We start from the raw sequence: 23,814 nt of genomic DNA, 5'->3' as shown, positions 1-23,814 counted from the left end.
GTGAAGAAGATTGCCGCCTTATTCCTGGATGCAACTGACCGAGCCGACTGGCGAGAAGCGCTGTCGGAGGTGGCGGAACTGGTTTGCCTCACCGTCGATGGAGACCTTGCCTCTGCGCTCGGCGCCTTCCGGGACTCCGGCGCCGACGCCGGCTTCGGCGTCATCATGCTCTCCGCGCAACTCTACCCGGAGGCGTACCCCGAGCTGGTGGTAAGGCTGCGCGCGCTCTGCCCGGCGGCGGAGTTCCTGGTCATCTCGCGCGAGGCGGGCGCGCCGCCGCTCAGGTCCCTGCTGGCAGACCGGATCCGGCACCTCACCATCAGTGCCAAACACGAGCTCCCCGGAGGGGAGCGACTCCCTGCCGTGATCGCCATGCTGGCGCAGCGGCGCCCCTGGGATACGGCCTCCTGCCTGAAGACCGGGACGCCGGTACACAGCTTCGAACTTGGCTCCAGCGAGGACAAGGAAGAGGTGATCGGCGCACTGGAGCGGGTACTGGCCGGCCAGGGGGACGATATGGAGCTGTTGAGGCAAAAAGCATCTCTTTTGGCCGACGAGCTCATGGAAAACGCCATGTACGGCGCCCCCCGCGCCAGCCACGGGGCCCCCATGTTCAACAAGGGAGAAAAACGGCAGATGCTGCCGCAGGAGGTGATCGTCTTTAGTTTCGGTTTCGACGGCGAGACGCTGGCGCTCAACCTCACGGACAACTGGGGGAGCCTTGAGCCGGACCAGGTACTGGAATGCCTGACGCGCAACGCCGACGGATACCAGGACGCCGACGAGTGCGGCGGGCGGGGGCTCTTCATCGTCTGGCGTTTCCTGGACCAGTTCCACGTAAGCGTACAACCCGGCAGGCGCACCGCGGTCGGGGGGCAGTTGCACCTTGCCTCCATGCTCGACCCGACGGCGCCGCGCGGCTTTCACATCATCGAAGAGGAGATAGCGGCATGATCACAGCAAAGACTTCAAAAGACGGCTCTGCAGCGTGCGATTACTTCGTACTGGAAGGCACCATCGACGCCTACTCGGAGGGGCTGCTCATGGCGATCCCTGCAAAAGTGAAACACCCGTTGGTCCGGTTCGACTTCAGCAACGCGGGAAGGGTCAACTCCATGGGGGTGGCGTTATTGCTACGATGCTTCAAGGAGATCAGCGGCAAGGCGGAGATCAGGCTGGAAGGGTTGAGTCAGATGCACACCATGCTCTTCAAGATGACCGGCGTCTTTTTGCTGGCGACGCCGGCAGAACAGAAAAAGGAGGGGGCGGCATGAAATGGATCGATTTCTTCGCCGGCAGGACCTTCAGCAGCCTCGACCGCTCCCTTGAGCAACTTCAGCAGATACGGGATTCGTACCGCCGGCTCAACGTAATAATCTACGGAGAAGAGCTGGCCAGGCAGCTCAACGACTGCTAGAAGCGGCGCCTTCGCTTAAGCGGCCCTTGAAACGGCCGCTCAGCAGGGGGTGCAGTACAAGGGCCAGCGGCAACGCCGTGAGCGCCCACGCGCCGATGCCTTTCGCCGTGGCCCATGCCACCAGTCGGAACGACGAAACGATGCCGCCATGTAAGGCGTCGAGGAGGAGCTCCGCGTTTACGGCCGCCCCCCACGGAAAAATCGCCTCACCCAGCCGGCAAAACGGCAGCAACAGCGCCAGCTGCAACGGGTAGCAAAGGTAGTTCACCGCAAGCATCGCGGCCTGGTTCAGCCTGAGCCTTGCCGCCAGCGCCACGCAGATGACGGTCGTCCCCCAGAGAAGGGGCATGACCCCCACCGCGCTCCCCAGGCAGATGGTCAACGACAGCTTGCCGGGGGACATCCCGGAACCGACCACGGCAGCCGCCGCCCCCCTTAGCGCTCCCCATCCAAACCTGGCCGCCATTACCGTGCGCCGCCAGCCCCGCAGTAGCGCGCCAGGCTCGCGACCAGATCCCCCTCCAGGGTCGGATCCACATGGGGGATCTTGCTCTGCCCCCCAAGTTTCCCCCGCACCTCCTTGGACCAGCGGTAGATCTCCCCCTCGGGCACCGTCAGAACCAGGGGAGGCTTGATCCGTCCCTGTTCGCGGAAGGTGCGGTAATCGGCGTTCATGCCGTTCAGCGAAGCGTCCAGGTGCCCGGCCAGCATCTCGGCGGACAAGGTCGAGCCGGCGGCCAAGGCGAGGACCCAGAGGTGGCGGCGGCTCCCGATCTGGGGACCGACCATGAACTCCCGGATCTCCACCCCCGGCATCAGGTTGAGCCGGGCGACCGCCTCCTCGACTTCCCCCTGGGTCACCTTCTCCTCGAACCGGTCCAGGAAACGGTCCCTCCCGGTGAACTCGATGAAGAGGTGTTCCCGATCGGTGCAGCGCAGGGTGTCGCCGATATGGTAGCGCCAAAGCCCGGCGCAGGTGGTCAGGATCACGGCATAGCGGCGCCCGACCTCCACCTCCTCCAGCGGCACGCAGCGGGCGTCCGGCGCCGGCCGCCCCCCCTCCAACTCGTCGCACGGCGCGAATTCGAAGAAGGCGCCGTAGTAGGGGGTCAGCCGCATCCGGTTCTCGCCCGGCCGCTGGAAAGCCATGAAGGCCTCCGAGGAGGGAAGCACTTCCAGGAATTTGGGAGCGCTGGCCGGGAAGAGCTGCTCGAACTCCTGCAGGTACGGCTTCATGCTGGTGCCGCCGTGCACGATCAGTTCCAGGTTCGGCAGCAGCGTGGCCAGCGGCGCTCCACCGAGCTCCCGGCAGCGGTTCAGCAGCAGCAGTATCCAGGGGGGAACGCCGGAGATGCCGCGTATCGACGTATCCCGCAGCAAAAGCTCCGCCAGCCGCTCCACTTTTTCCTCCCAGGGGAGCCTCGCGGTCGCCGCATCGGGCGCTATGAAAGGTTTCAGGTAGGAAGGGCGGTAGCGCAGAGTTATCGCGCTCATGTCGCCGCTTAAGACCCCTTCGCCCCGGTCGGTAAGCTCGGTGTTGCCGGCCAGATACAGGAATTTACCTTCCATGAGCCTGCTGCGGCGGTTCGCGCCCAGATAGCAGGAGGTCAGGTCCAGGGCGGCGCGCCGGTTGGCAGCGAACATCTCCGTGGTGAAGGGTATGAACTTGCTGGGGGCCGTGGTACCGGAGGTCTCGCAGAAAAAGGGGACCCTCCCCGGCCAGGTGACGTTTTCAAGCGCCAGAGTCACCCTGCCGCCCGACTCGCGGGCGCCGTAACGGAAGTAGTCGTTCCAGAACTCCTCGTAGCTGCGCACCGGCACGCGGGAGCGGAACAGGTCATAGGCTTGCGCGAAGGGCAAAGAGGCGAGTTCGGACAGCCCGTAATCCGCGCCGAACCTGGTCGAGGCCCCGCGCGCCAGCAGGCGGCTGAAGATGCGCCGCTGCGCGGCGACGGAGTCGCTGCCGGCCAGACGCGAAGCGTGCAATGCGGCGCCCGCCTTGACCAGGCGGTCGAAAACCGGAACTGCGGCGGCCTTCAGGGTATCGCTGAACATCATCAGACAGCCTCGCTAAGCTTGGCGGGAAGCAGGTTTTCGTACCACTCCCGGATCAGCGGGTTGTAGCAGCGGTGGTGAAAAATCAGGGAGGCGTGGGCGACTGCGTCCCCTGCGACGTCGGAAATCACCCGTCTGACCACGCCGTTGGGAAAGAGGGTCTTCCTCTGCTGCGGGTGGCCTAAAAGCCCCAGGGTGGGGGAGGTCGGGACCAGTAGGTTTTCCTCCTCCTCGGCAAGAAGGGTCAGGGCGGCTCCCCAGAATATCGGGCGCTCCCCCGCCGGCCGCACGAACTGCTTCAGAGCCAGGACGCGCTGGTACCCCCCCACGGCAGGGGTCTCTTCGATGACCTGCATGATCTTCTTTTTGATCGAGAGGTGCCTGCTGGAAAGGGAACGGTTCTGGGCACCGATTTCGAACAGCGACTGGAAACATTTCCTGGCGCGCTCGATCTGGCGTCCGATCCCTTCGCCGTCGTTATCGGCACGCCCAAGAATCCGCCGCAGGTTACTTTCCAGCATCCTGACCCCCTCCCCTTTTTCACGAACCGGGCGGATCAGGTCTTCGGCGCAAAGAACCGGGCTTGCCATGACCACCCCACGGATCCGGAGGAGCTTAGAGTCCCGATTCTCCTGCAGGAAACGCGCGATCAGGCCGCACCCGAAGCTTACGCCGAAGAGGACCGGTTTCTGGTCCCGGTTGTTGATGGCCTCGATCAGGTCCGCTAACTGCGCGAAGAACAGCTCGGTGCTGAAGCCGTGGCGCGGGTAGTTGATGTAGTAGATGCTGCCGTATTCCCTGAGCAGCGAGCGCTGGAACTCAACCTGCTCGGTGGCATCGGGCACGAAGCCGCCGACCACGATGGTCGGCACGTTCCCCGCCCCCTTCTCTTTGAACACCAAGGCGCGACAGGCGTGGAGACTCACCAGGTCCCTCAGTTCCAGCTCCCTCTTCCTCACCGAGGGGTGGAAAGGTTTAATCGACATCTGGCGCAACAGCCCGGCGGCTGCGCAGGCTACCTCAACGAGCGCAGGATGCCCGGCTACCGTCCTCAATACCCTTGGCAAAACCAGTCCAGCCATATCGTTCCTCCTTGTTCGTTTTTTTTCATTATGAACAAGGAGCGTTACGGGGTTGTGGCAATCGGGACAATGTTATGTAGCTTTTCGGCAGTAATAGGGAGATTCCGGTGGCGGGATGGGCCCACAAGGGTTTTCACCGGAGAAAGCAGCCGCGGATCGAGGTCTTATCTGGGGCCGAGGTGGTTCTGCGGACCACGTGCCGGACCGCGTCCACTACCCGCAGGGCATACTCCCGACGCGTCACCAGCGTCACGTGGTCCGCCCTTTTGACGATGACATGGACGCTATCGGAGGAGAGCGCCGCAAGTTCGTTTTGCAGTTCCGGCTGACCAGGCAGCACGTCACTACCGGCCGTGACCACCGCCAGCGGCAGGTCCCCCAGCTCACCGACGCAGCGGACCTCGGCACAGATCTCCTTCCAGGCAAGAGATTCCTCGAGCGTGCTCCTCAGGTGGCGGCAGTCCGCGAGCATCGCCTCAGCCTCGGCCGCCTGGCGGGCCGGGAGCCCGTCCCCCCAGTCGCGAAAAAACCGCGAGAGGCGGATGTAACCCAGCCGAGCCAGAAAAGGAACCGCCCTCAGAAAACGAAACCCAGAGTTCATGTGGGTCCGGATCGCGGAACTGCGCAGGTGCTGGTCGGGATGGACCGCATCGACCAGCACCATTCCCGCTGTCTCGTAACGGAACAGATCGGCGAAAACCCGAACGAAAAGCCCTCCCATGGAGTGACCGACGAGCACGAAAGGCGGGTGTATCCCTGCCTGCCTCAATGCGGCGCGCAGCCGACACGCCGCAACTACGGCCGATTTGCGGCCGGGATCCGGACCGCTCCAGCCAAGTCCCGCCCTGTCGTAAGAAACGACACGGGAAAACCTGGCCACCTCCGAGTGGACCCAGGTCCACCCCGAGCACATCCCACCCAGGCCCGACTCGAGGATCACCGAGGGTGCCCCCTCGCCTGCGGAGAACAAATGGAGATGACAGTCGCCCCCGCTCACCAGCGTCCCGGGCGGAGCGTACTCGCGCCGGTCCCGCAGACTGGCCAGCGCCTGGTACAGACAGCCGACACCTGCAAGGCAGGGAACAATGGGGGTAAAGAGCCGGGACCGCTGCTTTACCACGGGATGAAACCGATGGCACTTCCGGAAGCGGTAGACAGCGGTTTCGTCGGACAAGGAAAGCAGGTCATCAGCATTCATAGGCAAACCTCCTGCAGGAAGCAAGCTGCCGCGCCATCGCCTCTGGGAAACAATCTATTTACCGAGCACCATTCTGTGTAAACGTTTAATGGGTTTTTTTCAACAATTGAAACAAACCTGTAACAGAGTTTTTACATAGGTGCGCAATCGGCAAGAAGGCGTGCCCGTGAGATCAGTATGAAGTTGCTGAGTGAGTTACGAATAGGAGGAGAGAATTTGCGACTTCTTGAATAGGGGAAAACCAGAAGGATCAGCCGGGTGATACGAGGGGACGGCGGGGAAGGCAAATCCCGCGGGGCGGCATTTGCCGCCCCGCGGGGCACTGTTCTTCGTGGGGACCTATTTGATGGTCTTGATGGTTTTCTGCACCATTTTCACGACGCTCTCCGGCAGCGGCGCGTAGAGCATCGGGGCGGCCATCTTCTGCCCCTTGGTCATGGCCCAGTTCAAGAACTCGACCATCTGCTTCCCTTTGGCTGCATCCTTCTGGTGCTCGTACACCAAGAGCCAGGTAAATCCGACCACGGGATAGGCGTCCTTGCCCGGCTGATTCACCAGGGAGATGCGATAATCAGCCGGCATGTCCTTGACGGCTGCGGCGGCTGCCGCACTGGTGGACTTGATGGAGGGTTCGACGAAGACGCCGGCCTTGTTCTTGAGCGAAGCGTAGGGGAGTTTGTTCTCAAAGGCGTAGGCGAGTTCGACGTAGCCGATGGAATACGGGGTGGTCTTCACCTGCCCCGCGACACCCTCGTTACCCTTGCCGCCAAGGCCAACCGGCCACTTCACCGAAGCGCCCTTGCCGACCTTCTGCGCCCATTCGCGGTTCATCCCGTTCAGGTAGTCGGTGAAGATGCTGGTGGTGCCGGACCCATCGGAGCGGTGCACGACGATGATCGGCTTGGCCGGGAGGTTCACCCCCTTGTTGTCGTCGGCGATCCTCGGGTCGTTCCACATGGTGATCTTACCGAGGTAGATGTTGGCGACGTCCTCGGAGTTGAGTTTCAGCCCGCTAACCACGCCCGGGACGTTGTAGGTCACTACCACGGCGCCCATGACGGTCGGGATGTGGATCAGCTTGCCCGGAGCTGCATTGAGCTCCTGGTCGGAGAGGAACTTGTCGCTCGCGCCGAAGTCGACGGTCTGCGCGCTGATCTGCTTGATGCCGCCGCCGCTGCCGATGGACTGATAGTTGAACTTCACCGCTTTATCCACCTTGGCGTACTCGGTGAACCACTTGGAGTAAAGCGGGTACGGGAAGGTGGCGCCGGCGCCGTTGATGAGGGTCTCGGCGGATGCCTGCGCTGCGGTACCAAATGCTGCCATCAGGGCCAAGGTCAGGAATGCTTTTTTAATGCTCTTGATCATTTTGAATGTCTCCTTTCTGGATTTGCCGAGGACTATAATCGAGCAATGTCGCGATCTCGTTACAGTCATGGCAAGAGTCTGTGAATAGTTGCCGCGGGCGCCACTTATCCTGCAGCTAAAGAAGTAAGGCAACAGGTGCAGTATCTGTGATTGTTCCGACGCAGCCATTCTCATCCCCCCGTTTACCTCTGTCTGCTGACATGAACACCAACTGGGAAATGTACCTCAGTCGACTGTCTGCTCGAACCGGCGTAAAGGATTCATAAACATTTTGCTCATTCGTAACAGCAATGTAACATTACTGCGGCATCCTACTGCGTCATGGTAAAGGATGAGCAAGTGGGACAAGCGTCGTCAGTGCTTGCGCCACGGCGGCCACATCCAATTGCGACAGAAGACGCACCGGAGGCAACGGCTTGGATACAGACGCGTGCAGTTCCTACGGCAACAATGAAACGGAGACCGACTTGGCATCAGCGACAACACAACCGAAAACCTCGAGGAAGGTGAATGGAGATTGCCTCTTCCGCTATCTCACCACCTTCTTTGCCTTCAGCATCATCCTGATCCTGGCGCTCATGCTTTACGAAATGACCGGCGAGAGCATGCCGGCCATCAAGGCCTTCGGCTGGAAGTTCGTGAAGTCGACGGAGTGGGACGCGGTCCAGGGAATCTTCGGCGCCCTCCCCTACCTCTACGGGTCGGTGGTCTCCTCGGTCCTGGCGCTCGCGCTCGCCACCCCCTTGAGCATCGGCGCGGCCCTCTTCATCACCGAAGTAGCGCCGGCGCGCGTCGGTGCCCTGGTTGCCCCCCTGGTGGAATTATTGGCGGCGATACCGTCGGTCATCTACGGCCTTTGGGGTGTGCTGGTGATGGCGCCTTGGCTCCAGTCCACGGTCCAGCCCTTCCTCATCGAGCACTTCGGCTTCATCCCGCTCTTCCAGGGCGCCCCCTACGGCGTCAGCATGCTGGCCGCGATCTTCATCCTGATGATCATGGTGGTGCCGATCATCACCTCCATCACCCGCGAGGTGCTGCTGGCCGTGCCGCAGAGCCAGAAGGAAGCGGCGATAGCGCTCGGCGCGACCCGCTGGGAGACCATCAAGATCGCCATCCTCCCCTACGGCAAATCAGGCATCCTGGGAGCCTCGATCCTCGGTCTAGGCCGGGCCATCGGCGAGACCATGGCGGTCACCATGGTGATCGGCAACGCGCCCAACATCTCGCTGTCGCTCCTCTCCCCGGCCTATACCATGCCGAGCGTCATCGCCAACGAATTCGCCGAGACCACCTCGAAGCTGCATGCCTCGGCGCTGATGGAGATCGGCCTGATCCTCATGCTGGTCACCTTGATCGTGAACGCCCTGGCCAGGCTCTTGATCTGGAGCGTTTCTAGAAGCGCCAAGGGAGGTGCGGCATGACACAGGGCATGACCTTCCGCAAAACGAAGAACCACCTGATGAGCTTCGTGATGCTCGCCTGCACGCTGGCGGTGCTCATCCCGCTCGGGCTCATCTTTTTCCACATTGTGAAGATGGGGGTCAGCTCGCTCTCGCTCGACTTCTTCACCCACATACCGGCGCCGACCGGCGAGGCGGGGGGGGGCATGGCCAACGGCATGTTCGGCTCGGCTATCATGATCGCGGGCGCCTCCCTGATCGGCCTTCCCATCGGCATCCTGGGGGCGATATACCTCTCAGAGTTCGGGGGCTCCAAGGTCTCCACGGGGATCAGGTTTGCAGCCGACGTCCTCTCCGGCACCCCGTCCATCATCACCGGGATGGTCGCCTACACGCTTTTGGTAGTGCCAATGAAAGGCTTCTCCGGCCTGGCCGGCTCGGTGGCCCTGGCTATGATCATGATCCCGATCGTGCTGCGCACCACCGAGGAGCAACTGAAGATGGTCCCGGGGTCCTTGCGGGAAGCGTCACTGGCGCTGGGGGTCCCCTTCTGGCGCACGAGCCTCAAGGTGACCTTAAGAAGCGCCATGTCAGGCGTCCTGACCGGGATACTGCTGGCGGTCGCCAGGATAGCCGGCGAGACCGCGCCGCTTCTCTTCACCGCGCTGGGTAACCAGTTCTGGAGCAAGAACGTCATGCAGCCGATGGCCGCCCTACCCTTGCAGATCTTCAGCTTCGCCATCGCGCCCTACGAGGACTGGCATAAACTCGCCTGGGCCGGCGCCCTGGTTCTCGTCACCGTCATGTTCGCATTGAGCCTCACCGCCCGCTATTTCGGCCGGAGCAGGCACGCTAGATAAACAGGATCACTGATAAGAGTGTTTTTAGAAAAAGAGGGAACGATGAACAACAAGGTACAACTGGAACAGGTCAACATACATTTCGGCAAGAATCACGCGGTGAAAGACATCAGCATGACCTTCCCCGAGAACAGCGTCACCGCCATCATCGGACCATCAGGCTGCGGCAAGTCGACGCTGTTGCGCTCCATGAACAGGATGCACGACCTGGTCCCCTCGGCGCGGGTCACCGGAAAGATCCTGGTGGACGACGGCGACATCTACGACAGGGGCGTCGACCCGGTCGCCATACGCCGCCGCGTCGGCATGGTGTTCCAGAAGCCGAACCCGTTCCCGGCCATGTCCATCTACGACAACGTCATCGCCGGCTACAAGCTGAACGGCCGACTGCCGCGCGAAGAGGCCGACGAGATCGTGGAAAGCTGCCTTAAGCGCGTGGCCCTGTGGGACGAGGTGAAAGACCGGCTGAAGAGTAACGCCATGATGCTCTCCGGCGGCCAGCAGCAGCGCCTCTGCATCGCCCGCACCGTCGCGGTGAAGCCCGAGGTGATCCTGATGGACGAGCCCGCCTCCGCCCTCGACCCTATCTCGACGCTGAAGATCGAGGAACTGATCGAGGAACTGAAAGAGCGCTACACCATCATCATCGTCACCCACAACATGCAGCAGGCCGCGCGCGTCTCGGACTACACCGCGTTTTTGTACATGGGGGACCTGGTCGAGTGCGGCGAGACCAAGAAGATATTCACCACCCCCGAAGTGAAGCGCACCGAGGACTACATCACCGGCCGTTTCGGCTAACATCGAGGGACAGCGGCGAAGGTGACTTTTCCTTGCCCCTTGCAGCCAGTTGATGCTATTTAGTACCCGCTCCCATTCTGATACCTCCGGAGAGACACCTATGGAAAGAGAACATTTCAGCAAGCAGTTCGACAATGAACTGAACCAGATAAGGGAAAGGCTTCTTGAGATGGGAGGCAAGGTCGAGGTGATGATCACCAACGCCATGAAGTCCCTCGTGGAAAGGGACACGGAACTGGCGGAGCGGACCATCGCCTTCGATCACGAGATAAACACGCTGGAGATGGTGATCGACGAGAAGTGCCTGGAGGTTCTGGCGCGCCGGCAGCCGGCGGCACGCGACCTGCGCTTCATCACCCTGGCGCTTAAGATCGTCACCGACTTGGAGCGGATCGGCGACCAGTGCGCGAACATCTGCAAACGGGCGCGGGAGCTGAACCAGGAGCCATCGCTCAAGCCCTACATCGACCTGCCCCGCATGTCCCAGGCCGCCTCGGACATGGTGAAGGAAGCGCTCGACGCTTTCGTGCACGGCGACGACGCCTTGGCCATCAAGGTCTGCGAGGACGACCAGTGCGTCGATGAATTGAACGAGCAGATCCAGCGTGAGCTTTTGACCTTCATGATGGCCGATCCCAAGACCATCAGCCGTGCCATGAAGATCATCCAGGTCTCCAAATGCCTGGAGCGCATCGCCGACCACGCGACCAACATCGCCGAGATGGTGATTTTTATGATCAAGGGGAAGGACATACGCCACACCATAGCGTAACGCCCCCCCCGCTTCACAACCTCGCCGGCATCACCTGCAAGAAGGACCGCAACCGCGGTCCTTTTTTGTTACTGAAAAACATCTTGTCACGTGCACATTTTCACACAATACGATCAATGTGGTAACAAAACCGTCACACTGAGCTGCTATGTTTCCTCCGTCAGAATGAAGGGAAAAAGGAGACAGCACATCATGTGGAACAGACTTGTCAAAAACATCCTCGCATTAGCCCTAGCCATCTCGGCCGCATCCGGTTCGGCCTACGCTGAAACTGCGCTCACCGGGGCCGGCGCCACTTTCCCCCATCCCCTCTACAGCAAGTGGTTCAGGGACTATCAGGCAGAAGATCCCGGCGTGACCTTCCGCTACGACGCGCAGGGGAGCGGCGAGGGTATCAGGAGGATCCTGGCCCGCGAGGTCGACTTCGGCGCATCCGACAAGTTTCTCTCCGACGAAGAACTGAATAAAGCGCCCGGCAAGCTGCTGCACATCCCTACCGTGATGGGCGCCGTCGCCGTCACCTACAATATCCCCGGAATCGGTTCCGACCTGAAACTCACGCCGCAGGCGCTTGCCGGGATCTACCTCGGGAAGGTCACCAAATGGAACGACCCGCTCATCGCCAGGGAGAACGCCAAGCTCAAGCTCCCCGCTGAGGATATCGTCGCCGTGCACCGCTCAGACGCCAGCGGCACCACTAGCATCTTTACCGACTACCTGAGCTCGGTGGACCCATCCTGGTCAAGCGGGATCGGCAAGGGAACGACCGTGGCCTGGCCTGCGGGAATCGGGGCGAAGGGGAGCAGTGCGGTGGTGAAGAAGATAAAGGAGGTTCCCTACAGCATCGGCTACGTGGAGATCGCCTACGCGCTGGAGAACGAGCTGAATGCGGCGGCGCTGAAGAACCGGGCCGGTAAGTTCGTCAGGCCGACCATGCTCTCCACGAGAGCCGCGGCCGTTCAGGGAATGAAAAATCACAAGATGAAAAAGGATGTGGAATTGGACTACCGCCTGTCCCTGGTGAACCAGCCGGGCAAGGACGCCTACCCTATCGTCGGGCTCACCTGGCTGCTGGTGTACCGTGACCAGCAGGACCCGGTCAAGGGGAGGAAGCTGGTCGAGTTCCTTACCTGGCAGCTGAAAAAGGCCGAGAAGATGACTTCCACGCTGCACTACACCCCGCTCCCCGACACCTGGTCCGCCCAGGTGGAAAAAACCATCAGGAGCATCGCTGTACCGCAGTAATCGAAAGATGAAAATGCCACGGCAATCGCCGTGGCATTTTCGTTACCGCTCCTATTTAGTTTCCAGCAGGGGACGAGCAGTTTTGAGCCGCGCAGAGATTTAACCATTCTGTAACAGGTTCTACACAAAAGATGTGTATGAAAGGTACAAACGGTACCAGAGGGAGTGGCATGGAGACCATATTGATCATCGAAGACGAGAGGGACCTAGCGGAGCTTCTTGCCTTTAACCTGGAGAGAGAGGGGTACAAGACAATAATAGCGGCCGACGGCATTGAAGGATTGGCAAACGCCGGTCACTGCCATCCAGACCTCATCATCCTCGACCTCATGCTCCCCGGCATGCTGGGCACGGAAGTTTGCAAGAACCTCAAGAAATCGGAAAGAACCGCTGGCATCCCGGTGATCATGCTCACTGCCAAAGGGGAGGAGATCGATAAGGTGGTGGGATTCGAGGTCGGAGCGGACGACTACGTTGTCAAGCCGTTCTCGAGCAGGGAATTGAACCTGCGCGTGAAAGCCGTACTCAGACGCAGCAATACCGAGACCGTCTCCAGCACGATGATCGAGTTGGGCCCCATCACCATTGATACCGACCGTCATCAAGTCATGGTGAACGGAGAGGAGATCTTCTTCACCAGCACCGAATTCAAGCTGCTGCATGTTCTGGCGCAGAGACTGGGAAGGGTGCAAAGCCGTGACGTTTTGTTGCGGGATGTGTGGGGCTACAACTTCGTGGACGACAGCCGAACCGTCGATACCCATATAACACGCTTGCGCACCAAGATGGGGGCGGCTGGCGATCTGATCAAGACCGTGCGCGGTTTCGGCTATAAGCTCGAAGTGCAATGACACCTGAAGCCTAGACACAACGCGGACCGGCTGACCAGCGTAGAAAAATGTATTGAACACATCCGGCCCAACTAATATAGTCCCGTCCCCCCATGAAAGACATCCTGCAGCTCTACAAATCGCTGTCCGACGAGACCCGTCTGCGCATCCTGGCGCTGCTTCTTGCCGAGGGGGAACTCTGCGTCTGCGACATCATCGCCACGCTGAAGCTTCCGCAATCCACCATCTCGCGCCAACTCGCCATTCTGAGGAAAACGGGCTGGGTGAATGACCGTCGCAGCGGTCTCTGGATCTACTACTCGATCAGAGAAAACCAGGGGCGCCAGCAGGAGCTTATCTCGACTCTGAAGCAGCAGCTCCTTGGAACCAAGGCATCGGTCGCGGACCGTGAAGTCTTGGCCCGCTTTGGCCGCGGCGAAGGAAGCGAGGAGGAGGTGCTACCGCATTACCGCCGCGTACGCGATGAAATAAAGGCCTGGATCATGGAAACGTTCGGAGGCAACAAGTGAGCGAGCATCTCTCCCGCAATCTCTCTTTTCTGGACCGCTGGCTGACCCTATGGATCTTCGCCGCGATGCTGGCCGTGCTCCTGCTCCCCGACAAGCCCGAGTACATGGTCGGACTCATCATGATCGGTCTCGCTTCATCTATCTCGGCATCCCTTGCATCGCAGGAGCCCTCACCCGGTTTGCCGGAGTGAAATACATGGGGAAAGAGCGCTACCATCGGGAGTTCGTGCCCAAGGTAGGTTCCATCACCCTGATCGCCCTTCTCTTCACCATCGTGGTGATGTTCAGCTTGAAAGGACAGTTGATCGTGCAGCTTCCCCTGGACGTGGTGACTCCAGCACAAATGGTTTCGTTTTCTTCTTGAAACGATTAAAGGAATTGATTTAGTAAAGGCAAAATGGTAGGTGATGACACATTAGGTTAGTCTCAGGGAGGCTACCCCTCAGGCATCACTAAAATAGTTCCAACGCGCAACTGCACCAGAAAAGAGAGCGGCCGCGGTCGGAGCAAGGGATGGAATCATGAAAAGAGTGCTGCTGCTAGTTGTCGGAATTGCCATGTTCATGGGAACAGGATGTAGTCGCAGCGCTGATAAAGAAGCTGACAACTTCAAACAGGTGCAGACGGAAGATCAAGCCATGAGTGCGGCAATTACCAAGGCCAAGGAATCCTCCGCAGATTTCGTCCGCGCGTTCCATGAGCAGCAACCGGGCACGAAAGACTTTTATGTCAAGAAACCTTATCCGACCCCTTCCAAGAACAACGAACACATGTGGATTGAAGTAGCAGCGGAGAGAAATGGCGTTATCTCAGGTGTGATTGCCAATATTGCAGAGGAAACCAGTGAGGTAAAACTAGGCGATGCGGTGACAGTAAAGGTCGATGAGATTAGCGACTGGAGATACCTGAATGGAAACAAGCTCGTCGGGGGTTACACGATCCGCTATTTCGTGGATAAGATGTCGCCGCAGGAAAAGGCGGAGTTCCTGAAAAAAGCTGGGTTCAAAATCTGAATCAACCATTTCGTAAACCTGAAAATGACCCACCTCCATTATCTGCGCCGCAGGGCCGCTTGCGCCATATTCAACTCCTGGACAGCCTGGCTTGTGTCACCCCCTCCTTCCCACGAAGAGCTTCGCCATGACAGTCCCCCTTCGTGCCATAGGTTTTGATAGCTTTTCGGACCATCCACTGGACCGGGTTCAACCAGAATGATAAATCCCCTTCCCTTCCATCGCACTTTTTTCCCCTTCTAATGCTCCCCTCTCTTACCAGATAAGCCCTGAGACGCCAGTTAAGCATTCGGCGCATTCAGGAATCATCTATTATCTTATAGCGATAATAGAATCCCCTTGTAGCTCGCCGCCAGAATATAAATTTTCGGCTTGCTTTCCCCACAACTTTGCACAGTTACCGATACGGCTGCGCTCAAAGGACATCCGCATCGGGAACACAGTCAAGGTTGCGAAAAAAAGAATGTCGGATAAATTCACACTCAGTCAAAAAAAATTAATAATCTCTCACCAACACGAGCAAGCTCTTAGCAAAGCTTCACCGTAATACCTGTTGTTATTGAATGCCTATTTTTTGAGGGGGGATGAGAAATGGAATATCTAAAGCCTGTTTTTATTACACTGTGGGCTGCCATCTGTTTAGTTTTAGGCGGTTGTGGCAGTTCCAGCAATGGCAGCTTCAATCCTGCTCCGACGCCCAGTCAAGTTTCAACATCGACACCTCCCTCCTTCAGTAATACATCTAGTGCTACCGGCAAGTTTGCCATCGCGCTCGCGGTCGACCGGCCATCCTTGGATGCGAATATCGGGCAACTCCTGGCTACAGCAAACATTCAAGGTTCAGACGGAGCAACTGTTGAGAACCTTCCGGTCACCTTCAGCGTTGCCGCAGGGCCGGCCACCGTAGATCCCGCTCTTACTACGGTTCCTACCGATTCCAACGGGAAAGCGATGAGCATCGTAACGCCGGGCAACGTGCTCAGCACGACCAATGTTATCCTGATGGCGGCAACCACAATTGACGGGAAACTCATCCGTGCCTATGCGACTTTCCAAATCGTACGAGGCACAGGCACTATTGAGTTTGTCACTTCCAAGGCTCCCACCGATCCAGACGGCACGCTCGTCACCCTGGACAAAACCGTAGATGCCAACTTTGCAGGGAAGACCTTCGAATTCATGCAGCAGCTTCCCATCAAACTGACCGACGCAAACGGTAATCCGCGTGTGGGGGTTCCGGTAACCATCACTGTTGACAACCAGTTGACCGGGAAGGCCTCCACCATCTTTAAAAACCCTACAGTGATAACCGATTCGGCCGGTAAAGGTATTTTCAACGTGGGCGTGGTTATGACCGCCCCTCCCCAAGGTGTCACCCACACTGATTCGATCATCTACAAAGCGGTCACTACAGAGGCCTCCGGCGTACCGTCACTGTTGACCTACACCGGGTTTGTAGTTTCCATGACCACTAAATATACTCCGCTCGCCATCACCCCAGGCTCGGCCAGCTTCGGATCGGCCACCGACCTCAGCTTCACCATAACCGGCGGCATCAAGCCGTACTCAGTTTCCAGCAGCAACCCTCCATTAGTAAGCACCCTGCTACAGCCCGACGGCTCGATCGTCACCGCTCATCTGGTGGACAGCTCTGCCTGGACGGCACCTGTATCAATTTCAGTCACGGATGCTGCAGGCAATACTGCATCGGCATCTGTAGCCAGATAAGCCGCGGATCTATAACCCATCCCATATTCGAATGTCTTGAGAATTCAAAGGGGCCACCTATGAAAAAGTGGAGCGTACTGTTTGCGATCACGCTTTTAGCGGTTACTTCCGCCATAGCCGATGCTGAAAGCATCGCGGGACGTGTTGGCATCACTGGGCAGCTAGGATTCGCCACTGTCGCAACTAGCAACTACTCACGGGACTTCGTCGCGTCAAACTCGCTCTCTGATGACAAGCTCAGCTCAGGCTCGACATTCGCCGGCGGCGGCGGGTTGATCCTGGGCCTGACCAGGAACGTGGCAGTCGAAGCGGGTGCGCTCTACCTCGCACCACGGGACTACAAAAATGCTGGAGTAAAGGCGTTGGAGATTGAAAACGTAGACGTCTCGCTGGGGCTGCAACTGCGTAACAACGTGTCGGAAGATATCGCGGCGTATTTTGGGGGAGGGGTGGACGTCCTTCTCTCCTCGGTGAAGGATTTTAACGGTAACAAGGGGAAGGCGGACACCGTGGTCGGAGGACATGTGAATGTGGGCGGCGATTACTTTGTATCCAGACATATCGCTTTGAACTTTGACTTGCGAGGCCTGATATTTCCAGAGGTTGATCTGAAATCCGGGGGGAGGACCGTTGCAGAATACGATCCGATCAGTTTTGTAGGGCTGATAGGGGTGAGGTTTTTTCTGAACTGAGTTAGGGGTTGTTCTTTGAGTTAGTGAATTGTGATGGAGTTAAGGGGGGCATTACTTCCTGGAACGGCATGGGGCCGTTTTAGAAGCCTACCGTCAACGCAACTAACTGGAAAAGGAGAATGGCACATGGAAAAACTTACCAAGATGTTCGTCCAGATGCGGTCGAAGTTGCAGGACCAAAAAGGCGCAACCATGGTTGAGTACGGCCTCATGCTGGCGCTTATCGCAGCCGTGTGCGTGACAGTAGTAGGAAGTATCGGCACTCAAGCCGAGTCGACTTTCCAGACAATCGTGGATGCTCTTACTCCTGCTGTTTAACAGGTAAGAGTCTACAGCTAAAAAGGGAGGAAAGGCGGCTACCGCTCTTTCCTCCCCAATTCACAGATTCATAGAGGCGAACTATGAAGCAGAGCGACCAAAAAGGAACAGCGATGGTGGAACTGGCACTCCTACTCCCACTCTTGCTTCTTATAGTGTTCGGCATAACGGAATTCGGTAGGGCCTTCTATATAAAGAACGCTCTTACCAACGCTGCACGCGAGGGTGCCCGGAGAGCCTCTGTCACAACTACTGACCCTACTGTCGATCCCGCGCTGGCTACCTTGAAAGAGTACGTGAAGGGTGCGTGCGCCTTTCCTGTCAAGCCGGAAGCAATCCTCATCGAGTCTACATCTACGCCACCGCAGCATGGAGCGAGCAGCATAACGGTAACAGTGCCTTACGATTTCCAATTTATGTATCCACTTACCTCGAAATTGAACATCACCTTAACCGGTCAAGCATCTATGTTCTATGAGTAAGGGATAACAGCAATAAATTCGGAGGGACCATGACCAGACCGAGTGCCATGACCACGGTAACCATAATTGCACTTCTGCTTGGTGGACTCGCAACCATTATGGCGAACAACTACCTCAAGAAGCAGGCGGACAAGCCATACGAGGGTGTGCCGATAGCATCCGCTGCCGTGGATCTTCCCCTGGGCTCGAAGCTGAATGCCACCCAGGTCAAGCTGGCAACCTGGCCTAAGGACGCTTTGCCTGCAGGCGGCTACCAGGACTACAAACCCTTGGTAGGGCGGATCGTGGTGCGTCCCTTGAGCGCGGGAGAAGTCATAACAGAGAACAAGCTCATGCCGCTCAATTCTTCCGGCGGCATCATGACGTACATGGTGCCTGACGGACACCGTGCGGTGACAGTCTCTGTCAACGAGGTCGCCGGGGTGGCGGGTTTCATCACCCCCAACAGCAGGGTCGATGTTCTGCTCACCATACCGCGACCAGGAAGCACCAACGAACGGGACAACATCAGCAAGATAATCCTGCAGAATGTTCCGGTGCTGGCAACAGGGCAGGTCACCGAGCAAAAGGAAGGCGGCAAGCCGGGGGTCGTGCCGACGGTGACGCTGGACGTGACTCCCATAGAAGCGGAGAAGCTCATCGTCGGCACCAAAAAGGGATCCCTGCAATTACTCCTTAGGAACGTGATCGATGTTGCTTCCGTCGACACGAAGGGCGCCACGGTATCCAGGGCACTGGGGGGGACCGAGACACTGCAGCGCGCGTTGGTAGTTCGTCATGCTCCGGCCCGCACCAAGGTGGCGGCTGCCAAGCCGGCTGCTACCCCTGCGCCGGCTAAATTTACGATGGAGGTCATCAAAGGGGGAACTAAGTCTGTCCGCGAGTTTGTACAGGACTAGAGGCCGCTTGCGATAAGCAACTCCATCGACCGCTGGGATGTTATTTTCCATTTCTTATGACGAGGTGACAGGATGGAACCGTTCGCAACCGGAAGGAAAGTCTGCCTGCTCTTGGTGCTTTTGTTAGCTCTCTGCTATCCCGTAGCCGCGCACGCGGCAGTGACCACAGAGGTCGTGGTCAACAGGAGCGTGCTGGTTGATCTGCATACGAAATCGGAGCGGGTCTCTATCGCTTCTCCCGACGTTGCGGAGCTTGTGGTCATTTCCCCTACTCAATTGCAGATCAACGGGAAAAAGGTAGGCTCCACGACCTTGATTGTCTGGGACACCGCTGGAAAAACCAGCTTCTTCGACGTTCGCGTCAAGCGAAATGAGAGCGTTTTAGAGAGCCAGATCGAGGCATTGCAGGACCAAATCCAGCAAATGGCTCCAAAAGACAATATCAAGGTCGATTACGCCAACGACACGATAGTTCTCTCAGGGACGGCCGCCAATGAACAGACGGTGGCAAAGGCGCTACAACTGGCGCAGGCCTATACCGCCGGCAACGGCTCGAAAGCGGGCGCTCCAGCAACCGACCCACCCCTCGACACGTCCAGGTCTTCCTATCAGTTGTCCGAAACCCAAACAGGTCGGCAGGGAGGAGACGCTGACACAGTTATCACCGTCCTGAACCACGTTGAGATAGTCGAGCCCCAGCAGGTTCTCCTGGAAGTGAAGGTGGCCCAGGTGGACAAGACCGCACTGAAGTCACTGGGGATCAGCGCATTCATAAGGGGAGCCAGCGCCGAGGGGTTTTCTAACCTGGTGGGAGCGCCCGTCGGCGAACTCGCGATTAAAAACCCTGACGGATCCGTCAGATCGCAGGCCACCGGCATAGCCGGGCCCATCCCCGGTTTGGCCAATTTCACGCCTATCGATTCGTACCAGTTGGGCGTCTCGTCGTTCAAGGCCGGCATAGGCGCAGTATTGAGGGCCCTGGTTACGAAAAACCTGGCCAAGGTGCTGGCGGAGCCGAACCTGATGGTGCAAAGCGGACAGGTCGGGAAATTCCTCGCGGGCAGCAAGATCCCCTATTCAATCGTTTCCGGCGTCGGCGCTTTATCCGCCACATCAATCCAGTTCATCGACGTAGGGGTAAAGCTGAACTTCAAGCCGGAGGTGCTCGAAAACGGTCTGATCTCGCTGAAGATAGACCCTGCCGAGGTTAGCAGCATAACCGGAGTCCTTGCCGTAAACGGCTACCCCATCATCGACACACGTGAGGTTCGCACCCGCGTCAAGCTTAAGGATGGCGAAAGCCTGATCCTTGCCGGACTGCTGCAGGAGGAGGCGATAAAGGCGATGTCCAAGATACCCATTCTGGGGGACATCCCCATTCTTGGCGCCCTGTTCCGGTCCACCCAGGACGACATAAAGGAAAAGGAACTGGTCTTTTTCATCACGCCCAAGCTAGTTACAGCCAGCGCTCCGGGAAGCCGGATTCTGCTTCCCACGGACAAGCCCCTGACTCCAGAGCAGGAAAAGGAGCTCCAATGGGTACCGATTCCAAATTGATCCGCAGTGAAAAGGGAATGGTGATCGTCTACGTGGCGATCCTATTGATGATGATGTTCGGGTTCCTGGGCCTGGCCGTGGACGGTGGCCATCTTTTCAAGGTGCGCGGCGAGCTCCAGAACGCCGCAGACGCCGCGGCGCTGAAGGGTGCCTGGCACCTCTACACAAGGCCGACCGACCCTACCCAGCTCCCGACGCTGCAGTGGGAGGTGGCTCGTTTTCAGGCGCAGCAGATGATCACCGAGAACAGCTCGGACAACACGGCCCTGAAAGACGCCATGGTCGATGTTGGGTACTGGAATACGAACAGCAATATCCTGCAGCCGACTACATTGCCGACTCCCGTACCCGGTGTGGACATCCCGGCAGTGAGAGTCATCGCCTCGCGCTCTGACGGAAACAACGGCGGCCCAGTGAAAAACTTTTTCATGCAAATCTTCGGAAAGGATTATTCGCAGGTAAGCTCGAGGGCGGCAGTCGCCATGTTGGGATTTCCGTACACCGTCCCCCCTGCCGTCCCTGCCGAACTTTTCCCTTTAGCCCTTTCCAAATGCATGACCGACCAATATTTTTCGCAGGTTCCCATGCCCGATCCTCCTCCAGAAATAAGGATCAGTTCCCCCTACATACCCGGAGGCGACACCTGTTATTCGGGCCAGTGGACCTCGTTCAAGGCCGACACAAACGATGTGCGGACCATCAAAGACCTGATGTACAAAGGCAACCCTGAACCGCTTGCCATAGGAGATGAAATTTGGATCGAGCCGGGCGTTGAAGGGTCGCTCTATAACCATATAGTTCCCGACTGGCTTCCGGAGGGAGGCAAAGATGTGATCATGGCGATCGTCGATGCCGGGACCAGCGATCTCTCGGTGAAAGGTGACCTCCCGATAACCGGGTTTGCCTCCTTCCATATCGACGGAGCCGTCCTCAAAGGCCTCGACAAGTATGTGTACGGCCATTTCATCGAGTACTTTACCTCTCCCCCAGGAACTATGCCGGGCGGGCCACCCACAAATACATTGACTCGGCCGCGCCTGATTCAATGACGCGCATGCCATCTCGGAAGGTAAAGAAAAGAAGGGACTCCTTCATATGAAACAACAGATAACTGCGTTTCTCATAGACAGCGATACTGCTTCCGCCAGCAAGATCAACAGCACGCTGATGAGCATGGAGGGCGAGGCACGCCTGCTCGGTGCAGCTAGGAACCTGCAGGAGGGGATGCAGGCAATTCAAGCCTCCAATCCGAACATCGTGATCTTGGAGGTCAACGACCTGGAGAGGGGAACAAAGGAGACGGAACTCCTGCTTTCGCGCTGCCCGCAGAGCGCGGCGTTCATCAGCAGTGCGGCGATGAGCCCCGAGTGGATACTCAAGCTGATCCGCGCCGGAGCCAGCGAGTATCTGAGTCGTCCTATCCTGGCCGCCGAACTGATCGACGCGGTCAACAAAGTGGCGAGGCGGCGGACGGTCAAACATGCGCCAAACACCGGGACTGTCTTCTCCGTCTACCATCCGTCGGGCGGGGTGGGCACCACCACCATAGCAGTCAACCTGGCGGCGATGCTCTCAGCCCAGGGACACAGCACCGCACTGGTCGACCTAAACCTTTACAGCGGCGACGTCAGCGCATTTCTCGATCTGACGCCCCGCTACACTCTGGCCGACGTCATGCCCAAGGCGGGCCAGATCGATGCCAGTTTTCTCAAGAGCGTCATCGCTCCGCATCCAAGCGGTGTGCATGTCCTGGACTGTCCTGGCCACGTGGCCGAAACGAACCGGATCACTACTGAACTTCTTCAGGAAGTTATCGACGTACTGCGCACCATCTTCGAATACACCGTGATCGACACCGGCGGAGAACTGTTCGGTTGCAACCTGGCCACCTTCAACCTCTCTAACCGGATCCTCTTCGCAACGGTACTCACCGTTCCCTGTTTAAGAACCGCCAAACGGTACCTAACTGCCATGGCTGACGTAGGTCTTGGTCCGGACCGGGTAAAGCTGGTGGTCAACCGTTACCTTCCCAGGGACGACATCAGGATTTCCGATGCCGAGAAGGTGCTCCGCACCAAGGCATATCACATGCTCCCCAACAACTACACGGACCACAAAACCTCCGTCAACAAGGGAGTGCCGCTGGCGCTATATCTAACCAGATCGTCTTTTAGCAAATCTATGGACCAACTGGCCCGGCAGTTGTGCCAGGACAGCACCCGCTGAAGAACCAGCGCTCTAGGGGGAATGACATGAGTTTTTCAAACTACCATTCGGGTCAGGAACCTGCGGCAGACCTCGTCTCGCCTTCCTTTCAGGAATTGAAGAGCCGTATCCATCGCCTGCTTATCGACAGAATAGATCTATCCAAGCTCGAACTGCTCCGTGCCGGCGAATTGGAGCGGGAGATCGGCGCGGTCATCGAGAGGCTCATCGTGGAGGAAGGAGTTCCATTGAGTCGACAGGAAAAGGAGAGCCTGGTGCTGGAGGTGCAGCACGAGACGTTCGGTTTGGGTCCCATCGAACCTTTGCTGAGTTCTCCCGACATCTCCGACATTCTGGTCAACAACTGTTCCAATACATATGTCGAGCGAAACGGCAAACTGGAAAAGACGAATATAGTGTTTCGCGACAACAACCACCTGCGGCAGATCATCGAGCGCATCGTAACCAGGGTCGGGAGAAGAATCGACGAGTCATCCCCTTTCGTCGACGCCCGGCTACCCGACGGCTCCCGTGTCAACGCCATCATCCCCCCGCTGGCCCTGGACGGCCCGGCCCTCTCCATCCGCCGCTTCGGGCTGGTGCCGCTCAAAATGAACGACCTCCTGGCGCTGGGCACTTTGGACCTGCGCCTGGCAACGCTGATCGAGGGAGCGGTCAAGACGCGGATGAACATCCTGATCTGCGGGGGAACCGGCACGGGCAAAACGACTTTGCTCAACGTGATCTCCGAGTTCATACCGGAAAACGAGCGAATTCTAACCATCGAGGACTCGGCCGAGTTGCAGTTGAAGCAGGACCATGTGGTGCGGCTGGAAACTCGCCCGCCAAACATCGAAGGAGCCGGCCAAGTCACCCAGCGAGACCTGGTGCGAAACGCCCTGCGCATGCGCCCCAACAGGATCATACTGGGCGAGGTCCGCGGCGCTGAAGCGCTGGACATGCTGCAGGCGATGAATACAGGGCACGACGGCTCGATATCTACTATCCACTCCAACACGGTGCGCGATGCCTTGTCCCGGCTTTCCACTATGGTCATGATGGCAGGAATGGAGCTGCCTGACCGTGCCATCAAGGAGCAGATCGCCTCCGCGATCAACATCATCATACACCTCGTGCGGTTCCCCGACGGGACCCGCAGGATCGTCAAGTTCTCGGAGATAACCGGCATGGAGGGCGAAACCATAGTCATGCAGGATATCGTCTGCTTCGAGCAGATGGGGGTAGACCGGGACGGGCGGGTGCAAGGCAGGTTCAGGGGAACCGGTGTTCGGCCAAGGCTTGCGGAACGCCTGAAGATCCACGGACTCTCCCTGGCGCCGGAAACATTTGAAGGGGACTAAA

The 23,814-nt window shown here is 58.4% G+C and carries 27 protein-coding genes; 22 read left to right on the top strand and 5 right to left on the bottom strand.

Going from position 1 to position 23,814, the window contains the following annotated elements; translation table 11 throughout:
• From GBEM_RS09320 to GBEM_RS21455, 3 genes are read left to right on the top strand one after another with little or no spacing between them, the layout of a single operon-like run.
• Complete coding sequence (locus GBEM_RS09320; protein WP_012530291.1) at window positions 1-954, top strand: hypothetical protein; 954 nt, start codon at window positions 1-3, stop codon at window positions 952-954.
• Window positions 951-1,274, top strand: coding sequence for an STAS domain-containing protein (locus tag GBEM_RS09315; protein ID WP_012530290.1), 324 nt, complete (start codon window positions 951-953; stop codon window positions 1,272-1,274). Before GBEM_RS09320 ends, GBEM_RS09315 begins: the two co-directional genes overlap by 4 nt.
• On the top strand, window positions 1,271-1,417 hold the full coding sequence (locus tag GBEM_RS21455; protein ID WP_012530289.1) for a hypothetical protein: 147 nt from the start codon (window positions 1,271-1,273) through the stop codon (window positions 1,415-1,417). The genes GBEM_RS09315 and GBEM_RS21455 overlap by 4 nt, the downstream gene beginning before the upstream one ends.
• Here GBEM_RS21455 and GBEM_RS09310 read toward each other — a convergent pair.
• The 5 genes from GBEM_RS09310 to pstS (GBEM_RS09290) form a co-directional block, all read right to left on the bottom strand.
• Window positions 1,404-1,883 carry a DUF2062 domain-containing protein gene (locus GBEM_RS09310; RefSeq protein WP_012530288.1) on the bottom strand — a complete coding sequence of 160 codons (480 nt, stop codon included), beginning with the start codon at window positions 1,881-1,883 and terminating at the stop codon, window positions 1,404-1,406. The genes GBEM_RS21455 and GBEM_RS09310 overlap by 14 nt on opposite strands.
• Window positions 1,883-3,475: a GH3 family domain-containing protein gene (locus GBEM_RS09305; protein ID WP_012530287.1), complete on the bottom strand. Its 1,593-nt coding sequence runs from the start codon at window positions 3,473-3,475 to the stop codon at window positions 1,883-1,885. The genes GBEM_RS09310 and GBEM_RS09305 overlap by 1 nt, the downstream gene beginning before the upstream one ends.
• Complete coding sequence (locus GBEM_RS09300; protein WP_012530286.1) at window positions 3,475-4,554, bottom strand: alpha/beta fold hydrolase; 1,080 nt, start codon at window positions 4,552-4,554, stop codon at window positions 3,475-3,477. The genes GBEM_RS09305 and GBEM_RS09300 overlap by 1 nt, the downstream gene beginning before the upstream one ends.
• A 133-nt stretch (window positions 4,555-4,687) precedes the next feature.
• On the bottom strand, window positions 4,688-5,752 hold the full coding sequence (locus GBEM_RS09295) for an alpha/beta fold hydrolase (RefSeq protein WP_012530285.1): 1,065 nt from the start codon (window positions 5,750-5,752) through the stop codon (window positions 4,688-4,690).
• A gap of 339 nt (window positions 5,753-6,091) precedes the next feature.
• A complete protein-coding gene (pstS, locus tag GBEM_RS09290; protein ID WP_012530284.1) occupies window positions 6,092-7,120 on the bottom strand; it encodes a phosphate ABC transporter substrate-binding protein PstS in 1,029 nt (342 codons plus the stop codon).
• A gap of 467 nt (window positions 7,121-7,587) precedes the next feature.
• On the opposite strand from pstS (GBEM_RS09290), the gene pstC reads away from it, so the two are divergent.
• The 19 genes from pstC (at window position 7,588) to GBEM_RS09200 (ending at window position 23,813) form a co-directional block, all read left to right on the top strand.
• A complete protein-coding gene (pstC, locus tag GBEM_RS09285; protein WP_404813047.1) occupies window positions 7,588-8,541 on the top strand; it encodes a phosphate ABC transporter permease subunit PstC in 954 nt (317 codons plus the stop codon).
• On the top strand, window positions 8,538-9,380 hold the full coding sequence (pstA, locus tag GBEM_RS21040) for a phosphate ABC transporter permease PstA (RefSeq protein ID WP_012530282.1): 843 nt from the start codon (window positions 8,538-8,540) through the stop codon (window positions 9,378-9,380). The genes pstC and pstA overlap by 4 nt, the downstream gene beginning before the upstream one ends.
• Window positions 9,381-9,422: 42 nt before the next feature.
• Window positions 9,423-10,181 carry a phosphate ABC transporter ATP-binding protein PstB gene (pstB, locus tag GBEM_RS21035; RefSeq protein WP_012530150.1) on the top strand — a complete coding sequence of 253 codons (759 nt, stop codon included), beginning with the start codon at window positions 9,423-9,425 and terminating at the stop codon, window positions 10,179-10,181.
• 100 nt (window positions 10,182-10,281) lie between these two features.
• On the top strand, window positions 10,282-10,953 hold the full coding sequence (gene phoU / locus GBEM_RS09270; protein WP_012530281.1) for a phosphate signaling complex protein PhoU: 672 nt from the start codon (window positions 10,282-10,284) through the stop codon (window positions 10,951-10,953).
• 192 nt (window positions 10,954-11,145) lie between these two features.
• Window positions 11,146-12,198 (top strand): phosphate ABC transporter substrate-binding protein PstS, encoded by a 1,053-nt coding sequence (gene pstS / locus GBEM_RS09265; protein WP_012530280.1) that lies wholly within the window; start codon window positions 11,146-11,148, stop codon window positions 12,196-12,198.
• 170 nt (window positions 12,199-12,368) lie between these two features.
• Complete coding sequence (locus tag GBEM_RS09260) at window positions 12,369-13,049, top strand: response regulator (RefSeq protein ID WP_012530279.1); 681 nt, start codon at window positions 12,369-12,371, stop codon at window positions 13,047-13,049.
• A 92-nt stretch (window positions 13,050-13,141) separates the two neighbouring features.
• Entirely contained in the window at window positions 13,142-13,558 is a 417-nt protein-coding gene (locus tag GBEM_RS09255) for an ArsR/SmtB family transcription factor (protein WP_012530278.1), read from the top strand.
• The gene (locus GBEM_RS22190) at window positions 13,555-13,749 is read left to right on the top strand and encodes a bile acid:sodium symporter family protein (protein ID WP_041262714.1); all 195 of its coding nucleotides are present in this window, start codon (window positions 13,555-13,557) and stop codon (window positions 13,747-13,749) included. Before GBEM_RS09255 ends, GBEM_RS22190 begins: the two co-directional genes overlap by 4 nt.
• Complete coding sequence (locus tag GBEM_RS22185; RefSeq protein ID WP_449727601.1) at window positions 13,746-13,922, top strand: hypothetical protein; 177 nt, start codon at window positions 13,746-13,748, stop codon at window positions 13,920-13,922. The genes GBEM_RS22190 and GBEM_RS22185 overlap by 4 nt, the downstream gene beginning before the upstream one ends.
• A gap of 157 nt (window positions 13,923-14,079) precedes the next feature.
• Window positions 14,080-14,571, top strand: a complete 492-nt coding sequence (locus GBEM_RS09245) for a DUF2314 domain-containing protein (RefSeq protein ID WP_012530277.1) — start codon at window positions 14,080-14,082, stop codon at window positions 14,569-14,571.
• Window positions 14,572-15,162: 591 nt separating this feature from the next.
• Window positions 15,163-16,299 (top strand): hypothetical protein, encoded by a 1,137-nt coding sequence (locus GBEM_RS09240; protein ID WP_012530275.1) that lies wholly within the window; start codon window positions 15,163-15,165, stop codon window positions 16,297-16,299.
• Between the two features lie 59 nt (window positions 16,300-16,358).
• Complete coding sequence (locus GBEM_RS09235) at window positions 16,359-16,991, top strand: outer membrane beta-barrel protein (protein ID WP_012530274.1); 633 nt, start codon at window positions 16,359-16,361, stop codon at window positions 16,989-16,991.
• Window positions 16,992-17,117: 126 nt separating this feature from the next.
• Window positions 17,118-17,309 (top strand): Flp family type IVb pilin, encoded by a 192-nt coding sequence (locus GBEM_RS09230; protein ID WP_012530273.1) that lies wholly within the window; start codon window positions 17,118-17,120, stop codon window positions 17,307-17,309.
• A gap of 83 nt (window positions 17,310-17,392) precedes the next feature.
• Window positions 17,393-17,791: a TadE/TadG family type IV pilus assembly protein gene (locus GBEM_RS09225; protein ID WP_012530272.1), complete on the top strand. Its 399-nt coding sequence runs from the start codon at window positions 17,393-17,395 to the stop codon at window positions 17,789-17,791.
• A gap of 29 nt (window positions 17,792-17,820) precedes the next feature.
• A complete protein-coding gene (gene cpaB / locus GBEM_RS09220; RefSeq protein WP_012530271.1) occupies window positions 17,821-18,690 on the top strand; it encodes a Flp pilus assembly protein CpaB in 870 nt (289 codons plus the stop codon).
• 72 nt (window positions 18,691-18,762) lie between these two features.
• Window positions 18,763-20,247: a type II and III secretion system protein family protein gene (locus GBEM_RS09215; RefSeq protein ID WP_012530270.1), complete on the top strand. Its 1,485-nt coding sequence runs from the start codon at window positions 18,763-18,765 to the stop codon at window positions 20,245-20,247.
• Window positions 20,226-21,296 carry a pilus assembly protein TadG-related protein gene (locus GBEM_RS09210; protein ID WP_012530269.1) on the top strand — a complete coding sequence of 357 codons (1,071 nt, stop codon included), beginning with the start codon at window positions 20,226-20,228 and terminating at the stop codon, window positions 21,294-21,296. The genes GBEM_RS09215 and GBEM_RS09210 overlap by 22 nt, the downstream gene beginning before the upstream one ends.
• Before the next feature lie 46 nt (window positions 21,297-21,342).
• The gene (locus GBEM_RS09205; protein WP_012530268.1) at window positions 21,343-22,473 is read left to right on the top strand and encodes an AAA family ATPase; all 1,131 of its coding nucleotides are present in this window, start codon (window positions 21,343-21,345) and stop codon (window positions 22,471-22,473) included.
• Window positions 22,474-22,499: 26 nt separating this feature from the next.
• On the top strand, window positions 22,500-23,813 hold the full coding sequence (locus GBEM_RS09200) for a CpaF family protein (protein ID WP_012530267.1): 1,314 nt from the start codon (window positions 22,500-22,502) through the stop codon (window positions 23,811-23,813).
• Window position 23,814 lies beyond the last annotated feature (1 nt).

The sequence above is a fragment of the Citrifermentans bemidjiense Bem genome, assembly GCF_000020725.1.
GTDB classification, from domain to species: Bacteria; Desulfobacterota; Desulfuromonadia; order Geobacterales; family Geobacteraceae; genus Geomonas; species Geomonas bemidjiensis.
Note: the sequence above shows the minus strand (reverse complement) of the source record. Positions and strands in the feature narration are given on the sequence as shown.